Annotated in this window: 11 protein-coding genes, 2 tRNA genes and 1 riboswitch; of the genes, 12 read left to right on the forward strand and 1 reads right to left on the reverse strand. The window is 52.2% G+C overall.

Features of this window, described 5'->3' with window-relative positions:
- Positions 1–126: 126 nt before the first annotated feature.
- Complete coding sequence (locus tag ACESZP_RS05160; protein WP_499708240.1) at positions 127–522, reverse strand: putative ABC transporter permease; 396 nt, start codon at positions 520–522, stop codon at positions 127–129.
- A 250-nt stretch (positions 523–772) separates the two neighbouring features.
- On the opposite strand from ACESZP_RS05160, the gene ACESZP_RS05165 reads away from it, so the two are divergent.
- The 12 genes from ACESZP_RS05165 (at position 773) to ACESZP_RS05220 (ending at position 13,663) form a co-directional block, all read left to right on the forward strand.
- Positions 773–6,001, forward strand: a complete 5,229-nt coding sequence (locus ACESZP_RS05165) for a discoidin domain-containing protein (protein WP_499708241.1) — start codon at positions 773–775, stop codon at positions 5,999–6,001.
- A 64-nt stretch (positions 6,002–6,065) separates the two neighbouring features.
- Positions 6,066–6,191, forward strand: a riboswitch (FMN riboswitch).
- 167 nt (positions 6,192–6,358) lie between these two features.
- Entirely contained in the window at positions 6,359–7,081 is a 723-nt protein-coding gene (locus ACESZP_RS05170) for an ECF transporter S component (protein WP_178038286.1), read from the forward strand.
- 187 nt (positions 7,082–7,268) lie between these two features.
- The gene (tsaE, locus tag ACESZP_RS05175; RefSeq protein WP_499708242.1) at positions 7,269–7,697 is read left to right on the forward strand and encodes a tRNA (adenosine(37)-N6)-threonylcarbamoyltransferase complex ATPase subunit type 1 TsaE; all 429 of its coding nucleotides are present in this window, start codon (positions 7,269–7,271) and stop codon (positions 7,695–7,697) included.
- A 1-nt stretch (position 7,698) separates the two neighbouring features.
- The gene (gene tsaB / locus ACESZP_RS05180; protein WP_499708243.1) at positions 7,699–8,433 is read left to right on the forward strand and encodes a tRNA (adenosine(37)-N6)-threonylcarbamoyltransferase complex dimerization subunit type 1 TsaB; all 735 of its coding nucleotides are present in this window, start codon (positions 7,699–7,701) and stop codon (positions 8,431–8,433) included.
- Complete coding sequence (gene rimI / locus ACESZP_RS05185) at positions 8,430–8,870, forward strand: ribosomal protein S18-alanine N-acetyltransferase (protein WP_349165513.1); 441 nt, start codon at positions 8,430–8,432, stop codon at positions 8,868–8,870. The genes tsaB and rimI overlap by 4 nt, the downstream gene beginning before the upstream one ends.
- A gap of 146 nt (positions 8,871–9,016) precedes the next feature.
- Positions 9,017–9,265: a hypothetical protein gene (locus tag ACESZP_RS05190; RefSeq protein ID WP_349165514.1), complete on the forward strand. Its 249-nt coding sequence runs from the start codon at positions 9,017–9,019 to the stop codon at positions 9,263–9,265.
- A 23-nt stretch (positions 9,266–9,288) separates the two neighbouring features.
- A complete protein-coding gene (locus ACESZP_RS05195; protein WP_440323118.1) occupies positions 9,289–10,206 on the forward strand; it encodes a ribonuclease Z in 918 nt (305 codons plus the stop codon).
- Entirely contained in the window at positions 10,203–11,243 is a 1,041-nt protein-coding gene (gene tsaD, locus ACESZP_RS05200) for a tRNA (adenosine(37)-N6)-threonylcarbamoyltransferase complex transferase subunit TsaD (protein WP_499708244.1), read from the forward strand. The genes ACESZP_RS05195 and tsaD overlap by 4 nt, the downstream gene beginning before the upstream one ends.
- Positions 11,244–11,360: 117 nt before the next feature.
- Positions 11,361–12,083, forward strand: a complete 723-nt coding sequence (gene ispD / locus ACESZP_RS05205; protein WP_499708245.1) for a 2-C-methyl-D-erythritol 4-phosphate cytidylyltransferase — start codon at positions 11,361–11,363, stop codon at positions 12,081–12,083.
- A 101-nt stretch (positions 12,084–12,184) separates the two neighbouring features.
- The gene (locus tag ACESZP_RS05210; protein WP_499708246.1) at positions 12,185–13,327 is read left to right on the forward strand and encodes a glycerate kinase family protein; all 1,143 of its coding nucleotides are present in this window, start codon (positions 12,185–12,187) and stop codon (positions 13,325–13,327) included.
- A 99-nt stretch (positions 13,328–13,426) separates the two neighbouring features.
- Positions 13,427–13,512: transfer RNA gene (locus ACESZP_RS05215), tRNA-Ser, on the forward strand.
- Positions 13,513–13,573: 61 nt separating this feature from the next.
- Positions 13,574–13,663, forward strand: a tRNA-Ser gene (locus ACESZP_RS05220).
- The last annotated feature ends 207 nt before the right edge of the window (positions 13,664–13,870 follow it).

A 13,870-nucleotide genomic window follows, 5' to 3' on the forward strand; every position in this document is an offset into this window, starting at 1 on the left:
GTAAAAAACCCCATTCCTTTAGAAAAATAAATAGTATATTCCGGTAAATGCCGCAAGGGCAGACTGTTTTCACCTCCAGTATACCAGAAAACCACGGAAAAGGATTTAAACTTTTGTGAAAAAATCTTAAGAAGCCATAAATTTATTTAACAGCTTCTCGTAGAGGAGTCCGGTCAGAAACCAGACCGGCGCGTAGTCGAGCCTTATGACCCCGTTTACATTGAGCCGGGCATGACTGTAATCCCAGGGGCAGATGCCCCGTTTTTTCAGAAACATGCCGCTCAGGTACTCTGTCAGAAAAATCCCACCCGCATAGACGCTGCCCCGCACCCAGACGCTCTTTTTCCGGAGCAGCCGCGAAATGGGCGCGAACAGAAAGGCCATCCCGTAAATGGGAAACATCCAGATGGAGGAATGCCCCATCAGTTTCAGCTGCCGCCGCTGAAGTGATTTCAGTCCCGTCCAGAAAATTTCCAGGCACCAGCCCACCAGGCCGCATAAAATAAATCGTTTTCTCATCATAGAAACAGTATGCACCACACAGAATGGGAAAATACGTAAAATGTAATTGAACTTTTCAACGAACATGTTGTCAATTTCGACAAACAGATTGAAAAATATAAGGATATTAGTGTATTATTTGACGTAGCGCAGAAAGGTTTTCTGAAGAATATGTGGGCGGAATGGCGAGAGTGCGCAGCTGGCCGGACCGACGGTATGCTTCAGAGGCCGGGTACGAACGCAGACAAATGGGAAAATGAGGGAAGGAAGCATGAAAAAACGACATGGAAAGGCCGCATTGGCCTGGACGCTGGTGCTGTGCACCGCGGCAGGATCCGTAAAGCTGGACGCACAGGCAGCGGGATCCCGGACAGCCGTATCCATTGAAAATGATATGGTATCCATCGGCAATGACTATATTTCCAGAGAATACAGCATTGCAGACGGCCACATCGAAACGACGCAGATCGTAAACAAGCGGATTGGAACCAATCTGGTTCCCCAGGACGGCTCAGAAGATTTCGTGATCAATACACTGGGCGAGTCCGAGTCCGAGACGCCGGATACTCCCGGTGAAGATACGGATAAAATCACCAATGATCCCCAGTGGGAGCTCAACACACCGGACGCCATCTCCAAAGAAAGATGGAGCGCGAAGCTGATCAACAGCGCCGGTACAGAATTCCCGGAGAGCGCAGTAAAGACCTTATTTGACAATGATCTGAACAGCTATCCGAACGAGTACACCATCAGCGGACATCCGTTCACCCTGGACATCGATCTGGGCGAGACGAAGACGATCGCGTCCATGTCCGTAAACAAGCGCCCGGGCTTTGGCGATTCCAATTACGGAACCAATGGAACCATGGGCGGATACAAGATCTACGCAAGCAACGACGGCGAAAATTATGAGAAGGTAGCCGAAGGCGAATTTACGGAGGCGGATTACAACCTGCATAAGGAAGGCGACCTCTACAACGTGGGAGATATGGTATATGTGAATTTCGACCATGCGGTAGACGCGCAGTATGTCCGTGTACTACAGACAAGCGCAGCGATCGGAAGCGCCGAGGAGTTCACCAGCGCCGAGATTGGTTTCTATACCGGAACCTTTGAGAAAACACAGAAAATCGTGGAACCGACCCAGGTACTGGACAGAAGCGCCTGGAAGGTAACCATTACCAATAACGGCGGACAGGTCTTCGACGCGGCTCATACCGCAAGACTGATTGACGGCGCTCTGAATACCCATCCGGACGAGTACACCAAGGCGGGAAGTCCGTTTACCGTGGACATCGATCTGGGAAGCGTACAGACAGTTTCCTCCCTGTCCATCGACAAGCGCCCGGGCTACGGCGACGCCAATTACGGTCTCAACGGAACCATGGGCAAATTCAAGCTGTATGTCAGCGAGGATGGAACCAATTACACCTTCGCGGGAGCCGGAGAGTTTACCGCAGAGGCCTACAATCTGCATGAGGAGAACGGCCTCTACAATGTGGGCGACCGTGTATACGCAAACTTCAAGAAGACCTACACCACCCGGTACGTGCGTCTGGTTCAGGAATCCTGCTCCATGGGCAGCAGCGATGAGTTCACCAGCGCAGAGCTGAATCTCTACGCAGATCAGTACGTAGGTCCCAACTGGAATACCGACGAGGATGGTTCGGACATCATTGCTCCCACCTCCAAAACTATCAAGTCCGGCGATCTGGTATTTGACTCTGCGGAGCAGGCGGATATCGACGGCGGCAAGAAGCTGACCATTCACTATGCGCCCTATACGCTGAACGGCGTAGAGTACGACATTGATCAGGTAGCCATCCTGATGAATGACGAGCATTACATGAATACCTATCTGGAAATCGGCGTATCCGATGCAGATAAGGCTCAGATCGATTACATCGATATGGATCGCTTCGTACTTCCGGACAACGCGGAGGGCGTATGGTCCCATCCGGACGAGTCCAAGATTTCTTCCATGTGGATTGGACGTCATGAGCTGATGCTGGGACAGCCGATCTACGTAAATGGTCTGTTTATGGGATCTGAGTTCCCGGCGGCAGACACCCGAATCACGGACAACACCACAGAGATTCGCTACTACTCCGGCAAGACCTTCACCCGTCTGGGTCAGGATAACCAGCTGCAGGCAGACGGAACCTTCCGCACCTGGTGGAATGTCATCGGCGCGGCCAGAGGAACTGACACAGCTGTGGTACAGACTGATTTCTTCAGCTATATCGAGGACATTGCCACACCGACTGAATTCCGGAAGCAGTACAACTCCTGGTATGACAATATGATGAACATCACCGACGAGAGTATTGCGGCTTCCTTCTACGGAGCGGAGAAGGGCCTGACCCAGAATGGCGTAGAGCCCCTGGATTCCTATGTAGTGGATGACGGCTGGAACAATTACTACGACGGTACCTATACCGCGACGCCGGGATCTTCCCAGGGAACCACCCCGAATGTGACCGGTTTCTGGGAGTTTAACGCCAAGTTCCCCAACGAGCTGTATACCTCCAGCGCCCTGTCCGATAAATTCCAGTCCACCTTCGGACTGTGGCTCGGACCCCAGGGCGGATACAATTATTTCGGAACCTTTGCGCAGTATCTGGAGTCCAAGGGAACCGGATATGTACAGAACGATTACTGGAAAAATATCTGCGTAGGCTCCGACAAGTATGTGAAGAACCTGCAGAGCCTGTTCATCGATTATGAGAACCGTTTCAACATCGATTACTGGAAATGGGACGGCTTTGCTTTAAGACCCTGTACCAATGCCAGCCACGATCATATGACCGGCGGAACCCAGAACATGTATTACACCACAGACCTCTGGGAGAAATGGACCGACCTCTTCGACGCGGCCAGAGAGGCCAGAGCAAAAGAGGGCAAGGGCCTGTTCATCAACGCGACCTGTTATGTAAACTTAAGTCCATGGCTGCTGCAGTGGGTCAACACCATCTGGGTACAGGATTCCGGCGATACCGGACAGCTGGGAACCGGCGAGCGTCATCAGCAGAAGATTTACTACCGTGACCAGGTATACTATCAGCTGTACAAGCAGAACCAGATTCAGTTCCCGCTGAAGAATATCTACAACCACGACCCGATTTACGGCGTATCCGATAATAGCCAGGCGACCACAGAAGTCTTCCGTGAGTTCCTGTTCGCGAACGCCGTGCGCGGTACCGCTTTCTGGGAGCTTTATTACTCCCCGTCCATCATGGATGACGCCAAGTGGAAGGTAACCACAGACGCCATTGCATGGGCAGAAGAGAACCATGAGATTCTGAAGAACGCGAAGCTCTTCGGAAATCAGCCGAAGAACGGCGTATACGGCTATTCCAGCTGGAATGGCACAGAGGGAATCATTTCCTTCACAAACCCGCTGGATTCCGAGCAGACCTACTCTCTGCAGGTAAATGATACCATCGGCGCAGATCCGGCACTGAATAACGCGAAGGGTGTTCGGGTACATCCCTATGAGGCAGGCGAGCTGAAGGCTGTTTCCTATGGAGATACCATCACCGTAACGCTGAAGCCCCATGAGACTGTGATTCAGCAGTATGGCAGCAGGGACGCAGAGGCTCCGAAGCTTGTATCTGCCAAGTCCACCGGCGATCAGGAGCTGACCCTGAAGTTTGACGAGCGCATCCAGGGCGGTACCTTCACTGTAAATGGCAAAGAGGCGAAAGCAGAAGTAAAAGAGGATTACCGCACCGTCGTACTCACCACCGACAAGCTGCCGGAGGGCGAGGTAAAGGTAGGCGTACAGAAGGTAAGCGATGTAAATGGCAATACCACAAGCGCTGACGTGACAGTAGCCTGCTACAAGGACGGCGTCATCGCCGAGGCGGCAGCCCGCACCGACGTAAAGGGCAAAAACAGCATCAAGGCGTCCTACGACGCGGAGACGGAGACCACATGGCTTGGCGGCGTAACGGATAGTTATGAGGTAAAGACAGACAATCAGCTGACCGGAACCACAGATTTCAGTATTGTGACCGGCGTTAAGACCACAGCGGCAGGAACCACCCTGGTAACTGCAGGCGACGATGTGAAGCTTTCCATCAATAAGGACGGCTTTGTGGAATTCAAGGCAGGATCCCTGACTCTGACCTCAGAGGAAAAGGTAACCACCGTAGACTCCAAGGCGACCGGAACCTTCGGTACCGATGAGTATCAGCCCACCAAGGCGACGACCACGACCAGGGGTCAGGTAAACGACGGAGAAGCACACTCCATCACAGCAGTACGCGAGGCCAACGGCATGCTGAAGCTTTACATCGACGGCGCGCTGGCAGCTTCCGCATACGACGCAAATGTAATCAATGAGAACTTAAAGGGCGGCGCTATCACCATCGGCGGCGCAGGCTACACCGGCGATCTGGCAGCTGTACAGGTGCTGAACCGCGCATTAGCCTATGACGAGACCTCCGCCATCGCTCCCAAGCCTCCGGTTGTAGAGGAAAGCAGCCGCGAGGGCTGGACCGCACGCGCATGCTCCGAGATGCCGGGCATGTCCGGTGACGCCAGCGCAATGGCAGCCATCGACGGCAGCACAGGCTCCTGGTGGCATACCAACTATGTGGGCGGAGATACCTGCAGCGACAAGCACTGGATTGCAGTGGATTTCGGTAAGGAAGAGACCTTCGATCACTTCATGTATACCGGACGCGGCGCAAGCTCCAACGGTTCCATCAAGGATTACATCCTGGAGATCAAGAATGCGGACGGAACCTATACCACCATCAAGGAAGGTACCTTCGACGCAGACAGCGCAGCGAACAGCGTGGCGCTGGATAAAGAGTACAAGGCTTACGGCTTCCGCCTGACAGCAGTATCTACTCTGAATGGAAATAATTTTGCGGCAGCAGTGGAGATGAATGTGGGCCTGACCCAGAAAAAGGATGTGGTAAACGCGCCTGCGATTACCGAGGGCGACGGCAGCCAGTGGAAGAAGGGCGATCTGACCTTTAAAACAGACGCAAAGGACGATGCGATTCTCGGAGTGTATGTGGATGACGAGGAGATTTCCGCAGATTCCTACACCGTTAAGAATGGCGTGATTACCTTAACCGAAGCTTACCTGAAGACACTGTCCAAGGGCAGCCACACCATGACTGTGGTAACCAGATATGGCGAAGCAACCGCGACCTTCGAGGTGCTTTCCGGTTCCACCGTCATCAATCCGGATGATAACAAACCGGGTGACAATAACAAACCGGGTGATAACAACAAGCCAGGCGATAACAATAAGCCGGGCAATGACAACAAGACAGATAACGGCAGCACAGGCAGTACGACTGGCGGCAGCAATGGCAGCGGTTCCCACAAGGGAAGCGGAAGCTCATCCAAGTCCAATACCCAGAGTACCAATGCGGCGGCTACCGGCGATACCGCTCCGATTGCAGTATGGGCCATGCTCCTGCTGGCAGCAGGCTGCGGCTGCGCAGTTATCTGCACAAAGAGAAAAAAGAATTCATAAAAGAATTCTGAAATAAAGCTTGCATATTTCCGCAGACAGGCTTATAATACACATCAGAAAATGGTTAATTCTTCAGGGCAGGGTGTAATTCCCGACCGGCGGTAAAGTCCGCGAGCTGTATCCTTAGAGATATGGCCGAATCGGTGAGATTCCGATACCGACAGTAGAGTCTGGATGAGAGAAGAAAAGGAAGCGGAATACAGGATCTGAAGAAGATCGACAGCTTTGCTTTTAAGCCCTGAGTATTTACAGTACTCAGGGCTTTTTTTCGCGGAAAACGAGGTGAAATCCGTTTCCGCCGCGAACACCTTAAAGAATTATCCTTTTTAATCTACAGAAAAAAAGGAGAAATGTAACATGACAAACTTAATGCAAAGTGTAAAGGACAATCTGGCCTTTTTAGGCGTCTGCCTGGTGATTGTGGTGGCGATTTTTGTGGTAGCCGGCCTGACGGAGAAAGCTCTCCGGCAGAAAAATTCCATGGCTCGAACCAATTCCCCGGCTCGTCGGGTGGCACTGGTTGGCGTATTTTCGGCGATTGCGGCGGTACTGATGCTTTTTGAACTGCCCCTGTGGTTTGCGCCCAGCTTCTATGAGCTGGATTTCAGTGAGATTCCGGTACTGATCTGTGCCTTTGCCATGGGACCTGTGGCAGGCGTGGCCACCGAACTCTGTAAGGTGCTTTTGAAGCTGGTGCTGAAGGGAACGACGACAGCATTTGTCGGCGACTTTGCGAACTTCGTGGTGGGCTGCAGCCTGGTACTCCCGGCTTCCATCGTATATTACATAAGAAAGAATAAGAAAATGGCCATCGGCGGCCTGGCGCTGGGAACTCTGATTATGACCATTTTTGGAAGCAGCTTCAACGCCCTCTATCTGCTGCCGAAATTCTCTGAACTGTTTGGAATGCCCATGGACGCGATCATCGGTATGGGAACCGCCATCAACAGCAGTATTCACAGCGTCTGGACCCTGGTGTTCTTCGCGGTTGTGCCGTTCAACATCCTGAAGGGCGTGGTGGTATCTGTCATTACCATGCTGCTCTACAAGCATATCAGCCCGATTTTGAAAAAGAACTAGGTGCTCACAGAATCACTGGACAGTACAAAACGGAAATGCTATAATAAAGCCGCAGAAACGGCCAAAAAAAGCAAAAATAGAGCCTCGCAGCCTCTGCGGGGCTTTTGTTTTGCGAGCAACGAGTGAAAACGAAACTGCAAAGGCTGCTTCTTATATTTTGCTACGAAGATTTATATGAGGTATTAAGATGATAAAGGAAACATTTTCAGAGACAGACACCAGAGCCTTTGGTGAAATGCTGGGTCGGGAAGCCGTTCCCGGAACCGTTTACACCCTGACCGGCGACCTGGGCGTGGGCAAGACCGTATTTACCCAGGGATTTGCGAAGGGTCTGGGCGTCACCGAGCATGTAAACAGTCCCACCTTCACCATCGTACAGGAATATGAGGATGGCCGCCTTCCTTTCTATCATTTCGACGTGTACCGTATCGGCGATATCGAGGAAATGGACGAAATCGGCTATGAGGATTATTTCTATGGAGAGGGCGTCTGCCTGATTGAGTGGGCGGAGCTCATTGAGGAGCTGCTTCCGAAGAAGCGCACAGAGATTCTGATTGAAAAAGACTTGGAAAAGGGCTTTGATTACCGGAAAATAACCGTGGAGGAGATGGAATAACATGAAGATATTAGGACTGGACAGCTCAGGACTGGTTGCGTCCGTGGCAGTGGTAGAGGATGACGGCACCAATAGCAATCTCCTGGCGGAGTACACGGTCAACTACAAGAAGACCCATTCCCAGACCCTACTCCCCATGCTGGACGAGATTGCCAATATGATCGAACTGGATCTGAACACCATCGACGCCATCGCCGTGGCAGGCGGCCCCGGATCCTTTACGGGACTGCGCATCGGTTCTGCAACTGCCAAGGGACTTGGCCTGGCGCTCGGCAAGCCGTTGGTACACATTCCTACTGTGGACGCCCTGGCTTATAATTTATACGGAACCGATAAAATTATCTGCCCGCTGATGGACGCCCGCAGAAATCAGGTTTATACTGGTGTTTACGAATTTCAGGGAGACAAGCTGGTGGCGTTGGAGCCTCAGATGGCAGTCGGCATCGAAGTAATTGCGGAGAAGTTATGTAAACTTGGGAAGGATGTAATTTTCCTGGGCGATGGCGTGCCGGTCTTCCGCCAGGTACTGACTGACGAACTCATGAAGGGCGTAAGCTTCTCCTTCGCCCCGGCTCATGTCAATAAGCAGCGGGCTGCTGCGGTAGCCATGCTGGCCGTATCCTATGTCCGCGCCGGAAAGACAGAGACGGCGGCGGAGCACCGTCCCGATTACCTGCGTTTGTCTCAGGCAGAGCGGGAACGGCTGGAAAAAGAAAAAGCGGAGAAGGAAGCATGAATGAGCTTCTGATTCGCCCCATGGAGGAATTGGATTTGCCGCAGGCTGCGGCTATCGAGAAAGAAGCCATCACCCCGCCATGGTCGGAGCAGGCCTTTCGGGAAAGCCTCGGACTGGAGCACACGATCCTGCTGGCTGCCATACAGGACGGCCAGGTGGCAGGCTATTGCGTCTGCTATCAGAGCTTTGAAGAAGGGGAAATCACCAACGTGGCCGTAAAGAAGGAGCTGCGGGGGCAGGGAATTGCCGGAAAGCTTCTGGAAAAATTGTGTTCCTACGGAAAGGAACGGGGGCTGGAGCGCTATATCCTGGAGGTACGCGCCGGCAATGAACCGGCCATTCATCTGTATGAACGGAGCGGCTTTACCCGGGTGGGAATCCGGAAGGGCTTTTATGAGCAGCCGGTGGAGGACGCCGTGATCATGGTAAAAGGTTGACATAAGATTGACAACCATTTCCACTAGGCAGAAAAAAGCGGATTATGTAGAATATTCACGTAAAATAAAAACGTAGATTCCGGTCGCGCGCCAGAGGATAGCGCGGCGGAATGACACAGAGCTGCGAAAGCGGCGGGAGGAATAAGATGCGTGAGTATAAGATGACAGAGACAAAAATTTTAACCAGACTGATTTGTAATAGCTGCGGTAAAGTCATTGCCCTGCGCGGCGGTATTCCACTGGAGGGAGTCTGTGCTGTGCGGCAAAGCTGGGGGTACGAGTCCGAAAGGGATGGAGAACAGGACAGCTTTGATCTGTGCGAGGCATGTTATGATCGCATTACCGGGCAGTTTAAAGTCCCTGTGACGCGGACAGAACAGAGCGAATGGTTATAAGATAGGAAGATTAGGAGACAGGAATGTTAGATGTATGTTTGCTGGGAAGCGGAGGTATGATGCCGTTGCCCTATCGCTGGCTGACAGCGCTGATGATGCGATACAACGGAAGCAGTGTACTGATAGACTGTGGAGAGGGAACGCAGATAGCGGTGAAGGAAAAGGGCTGGAGCTTTAAGCCCATTGATGTGATCTGCTTTACCCATTTCCACGGGGATCATATCAGCGGCCTGCCGGGGCTTCTGCTCACCATGGGAAATGCGGAGCGGACGGAGCCGCTGACGTTAGTGGGACCCAAGGGGCTGGAACGGGTGGTCAACGCCTTACGCGTCATCGCGCCGGAGTTGCCCTTTCCCATTGAATTTATCGAACTGACAAAGGCGGAAGAGGAGCTGGAGCTGAACGGTTATCATATCAAAGCATTCCGGGTCAATCATAACGTGACCTGCTACGGTTATTCCATTGAGATTAAGCGGGCGGGCAAATTCAATCTGGAGCAGGCTCAGAGCCTGAACATTCCGAAAAATTTCTGGAATCGTCTGCAGAAGGGGGAAACCATCGAGGCGGACGGAACGGTGTATACGCCGGATATGGTTATGGGAGCGCCCCGGAAGGGCATTAAGCTGGTGTATTGTACGGATACCCGGCCTACAGAGTCCATTTCCAGAAATGCGAAGGACGCGGATCTTTTTATCTGCGAGGGTATGTATGGCGAGAAGGACAAGCAGGCGAAAGCAGTCGCCAATAAACACATGACCTTTTACGAAGCGGCCCGTCTTGCGAAAGAGGCAGATGTGAAGGAGATGTGGCTGACCCATTACAGTCCGTCCCTGACCCGGCCTGAAGAATACATGGACGAGGTACGCAAGATATTCCCGCGCGCAGTGGCCGGAAAGGACAGAAAATCCATAGAACTGGATTTTGAGGATGAAGAAAAATGAGTGAGACGATGAATACGAAAAAAGATATCTATATATTGGGAATTGAGAGCTCCTGCGACGAGACAGCGGCTTCCGTGGTAAAAAATGGCCGGGAAGTGCTCTCCAACGTGATTTCCTCCCAGATTGATCTGCATACTCTCTACGGCGGTGTAGTTCCGGAAATCGCGTCCCGCAAGCACATTGAGCGCATCAATCAGGTCATTGAGGAAGCCCTGACTACAGCAAATATGACTTTGGACGATCTGGACGCCATAGGCGTCACCTATGGTCCGGGGCTGGTGGGCGCGCTGCTGGTGGGCGTGGCTGAGGCGAAAGCCATCAGCTATGCAAAAAAGCTGCCGCTGGTGGGCGTACATCATATTGAAGGACATATTTCCGCCAATTATATCGAAAATCCGGATCTGGAGCCGCCCTTTGTGTGCCTGGTGGTATCCGGCGGACATACCCATCTGGTCGTTGTGCGGGATTATGGAAAATACGAGATTCTGGGACGGACCCGTGACGACGCGGCCGGAGAGGCCTTTGATAAAGTGGCCCGCGCCATTGGCCTGGGTTATCCGGGCGGTCCGAAGATTGATAAGATTTCCAAAGAGGGCAATCCGGAGGCCATTGCGTTTCCGCGTCCGAAATTCGAGGATTCCCCCTACGACTTCAGCTTCAGCGGCCTGAAATCTGCCGTGTTGAATTATCTGAACGGATGCCAGATGAAAGGCATTGAGATTAACCGCGCCGACGTGGCGGCCTCTTTCCAGAAGGCAGTCTGCGACGTACTGGTGGAGCATGCCATGATCGCAGTGAAGGAAAGCGGCCTCAATAAATTTGCCATTGCCGGCGGCGTGGCGTCCAATTCCGCACTGCGTGCGGCCTTTGAGAAAGCCTGCGCGGAGCGTCAGATTGAATTTTATCATCCGTCTCCGATTTTCTGCACAGACAACGCGGCGATGATTGGAGTAGCGGCTTACTATGAGTTTATCGCAGGCAAGCGGGACGGTCTCGACCTGAACGCGGTGCCGAATCTGAAGCTGGGAGAGCGGTAATGTATGCTGCTGTCTGTTTCGTTTGTCGAGATTATAGTTCGCATGTACAGGCTCTGTCTGTAGAGCGCGCAACGAGATCTTAGGATAGTTACATAAGAGTATTGCAGGAGATATGATATGAAGAGAAAATCATGCACAGCTATCGTCCTGGCAGCAGGTCAGGGGAAACGGATGGGAGGCGACGTCCACAAGCAGTTTCTGGAGCTGGAAGGACACCCGGTCGTCTATTATTCCATCCGGGCTTTTCAGGAATCCCCGCTCATCGACCGGATTCTTCTTGTAACCGGCGAGACAGAAATAGACTATGTCCAATCGGAAATCGTGGAGAAATATCATTTTGATAAGGTATGTGCAGTCGCGGCAGGCGGCCATGAACGCTATGCTTCGGTCTGGAACGGCCTCAAAGCGCTTGAAAAAAGCCTGCGTGAAGAAGAAAAGGATGGCTTTGTATTCATTCACGACGGCGTGCGTCCTTTTATAAATGAAGAGATTCTGCGCCGCGCCTTTGACGCGGTAGAAGCATATCACGCCTGCGTAGTCGGCATGCCCAGTAAAGATACGGTCAAAATCGCCGACGCCGATGGTTTTGTGTCCGAAACTCCGGCCCGCAGCCGGGTATGGAATGTACAGACCCCGCAGGTTTTTGATTTTTCCCTAGCTTACCGGGCTTACGCCGCCCTGGAAGAGAGCGGGCGCAGTGATGTGACCGATGACTCCATGATTATTGAGGCCTTTACCGATACAAAGGTGAAGCTGGTGGAAGGCTCCTACGAGAATATCAAGCTGACCACGCCGGAAGATCGGAAGATTGCGGAGACGTTTCTGCATAATCAAATGTAAGAGAACCCGGATAGAAAACCAATTCGGGGAATGGAAAAAAGCGGAGTTCTGAGAACAGGATTCTGCTTTCTGTTTATAGAAGCGAAAGGAAAGGGAAAGGTATGAAATTTTTGTTTGCATCTGACTCATTGAAGGGAACCCTGTCAAGCGACGACACAGGCAGACTTCTGGCAAAAGCGGCAAAAGAGGTATTTCCGGCCTGTATCTGTGAAGGTATCCCGGTAGCAGACGGCGGAGAAGGAACCGTAGATGCGGTCATCCGGGCGGTACAGGGACAGCAGATCCGAGTGAAAGCGCAGGATCCCCTGATGCAGACAAGAGAAACATACTATGGAAAACTGGATGAAAACAGGGCCATCATCGAGATGGCCCTGGCTTCCGGCTACGCCCTGGTATCTGCGGAAAAGCGAAATCCCCTGTATACAAGCTCCTACGGAACCGGCGAACTGATCCGTGACGCCCTCGACAGAGGCTTCCGTGATATCACCATCGCCATCGGCGGCTCCGCCACCAACGACGGCGGCATGGGCTGCATGCGCGCGCTGGGCGTCCGCTTCCTTGATCGGGCGGGGCGGGAGCTTATGGGAAACGGTTCCGATCTGGGACGCCTGGCTGCGATAGACGACAGCGGCCTGGATCCGCGGATCGCAGACGCAGTCTTTACCGTCATGTGCGACGTCACCAATCCCCTCTGTGGAGAAAATGGAGCTACTTACACCTTTGGCCCGCAGAAGGGCGCAACTCCGGAGATACTGGAACGTCTGGAGCGCGGCATGGAGAACTACCGAGATATCCTTATCCGAACATATGACATGAATCCGGATACTATTCCCGGTTCCGGCGCAGCAGGCGGACTGGGAGCGGCATTGCTGGTGTTCCTTCGCGCACAGCTGAAATCCGGAATCGAGACCGTGCTGGATCTGATAGAGTTTGACAGGCGGTTGAAAGGGGTATCTCTGGTGGTAACCGGAGAAGGATGCACTGACTGGCAGTCCTGTTATGGCAAAGTGGTACAGGGCGTCGGTGATCGCTGCCGGAAGCATAACGTACCTGCGGTAGCTCTGGTAGGCGGTATGGGTGAAGGCGCGGAGCAAATCTATGAGCATGGCATCCGTTCCATTGTTACTACCGTAAATGGCATCATGCCACCGAAAGAAGCCTTCAAAAACGCGGAAATCCTGTATTATCAGGCGGCGCTGCGCCTGTTTCGTCTGTTGAAAACAGGCATGGAACTGGGAATTTGAAGAAATTATTAAAAAAATGAAAAAAGTTGTTGACATTGTCGACTAGTGATGATAGAATACATTTTGTCGCCACGCAAGGGCGGAAACACGTCAGAGTGTGGAGAGGTATCGAAGTGGTCATAACGAGGCGGTCTTGAAAACCGTTTGTCCGAAAGGGCGCGTGGGTTCGAATCCCACCCTCTCCGTTAGTTACCACTGATACAGCGGTGACAAGTAAATATTCGATTTGAAGAAATCGAGCATCTTGGAGAAGTACCCAAGCTGGCCGAAGGGGCTCCCCTGGAAAGGGAGTAGGTCGTTAATAGCGGCGCAAGGGTTCAAATCCCTTCTTCTCCGCTCTGCTTTAAAGATGAAAATGCAGTCGAAAAAAGTTGAAAAAGTACTTGACAAACGGTTGCGAACATGATAATCTATTAAAGCTGACTCGCGAAAGCGAGAACAACGAACCTTGATAACTGAACAGTGTAAACCTTGAAAATTCTAAGAGAATAATTCAAGAACAGTTTGGTCTTAGAAATAAGATTGAACACCTTTTAACAGTAA

The organism is Candidatus Dorea massiliensis AP6 (genome assembly GCF_964245105.1).
GTDB classification, from domain to species: Bacteria; Bacillota; Clostridia; order Lachnospirales; family Lachnospiraceae; genus Laedolimicola; species Laedolimicola intestinihominis.

Excerpts from the sequence above, each read along its gene's own strand:
- ACESZP_RS05160 (WP_499708240.1), bottom strand. The coding sequence starts at position 522 with ATGATGAGAAAACGATTTATTTTATGCGGCCTGGTGGGCTGGTGCCTG.
- ACESZP_RS05165 (WP_499708241.1), top strand. The coding sequence starts at position 773 with ATGAAAAAACGACATGGAAAGGCCGCATTGGCCTGGACGCTGGTGCTG.
- ACESZP_RS05170 (WP_178038286.1), top strand. The coding sequence starts at position 6,359 with ATGACAAACTTAATGCAAAGTGTAAAGGACAATCTGGCCTTTTTAGGC.
- tsaE (WP_499708242.1), top strand. The coding sequence starts at position 7,269 with ATGATAAAGGAAACATTTTCAGAGACAGACACCAGAGCCTTTGGTGAA.
- tsaB (WP_499708243.1), top strand. The coding sequence starts at position 7,699 with ATGAAGATATTAGGACTGGACAGCTCAGGACTGGTTGCGTCCGTGGCA.
- rimI (WP_349165513.1), top strand. The coding sequence starts at position 8,430 with ATGAATGAGCTTCTGATTCGCCCCATGGAGGAATTGGATTTGCCGCAG.
- ACESZP_RS05190 (WP_349165514.1), top strand. The coding sequence starts at position 9,017 with ATGCGTGAGTATAAGATGACAGAGACAAAAATTTTAACCAGACTGATT.
- ACESZP_RS05195 (WP_440323118.1), top strand. The coding sequence starts at position 9,289 with ATGTTAGATGTATGTTTGCTGGGAAGCGGAGGTATGATGCCGTTGCCC.
- tsaD (WP_499708244.1), top strand. The coding sequence starts at position 10,203 with ATGAGTGAGACGATGAATACGAAAAAAGATATCTATATATTGGGAATT.
- ispD (WP_499708245.1), top strand. The coding sequence starts at position 11,361 with ATGAAGAGAAAATCATGCACAGCTATCGTCCTGGCAGCAGGTCAGGGG.
- ACESZP_RS05210 (WP_499708246.1), top strand. The coding sequence starts at position 12,185 with ATGAAATTTTTGTTTGCATCTGACTCATTGAAGGGAACCCTGTCAAGC.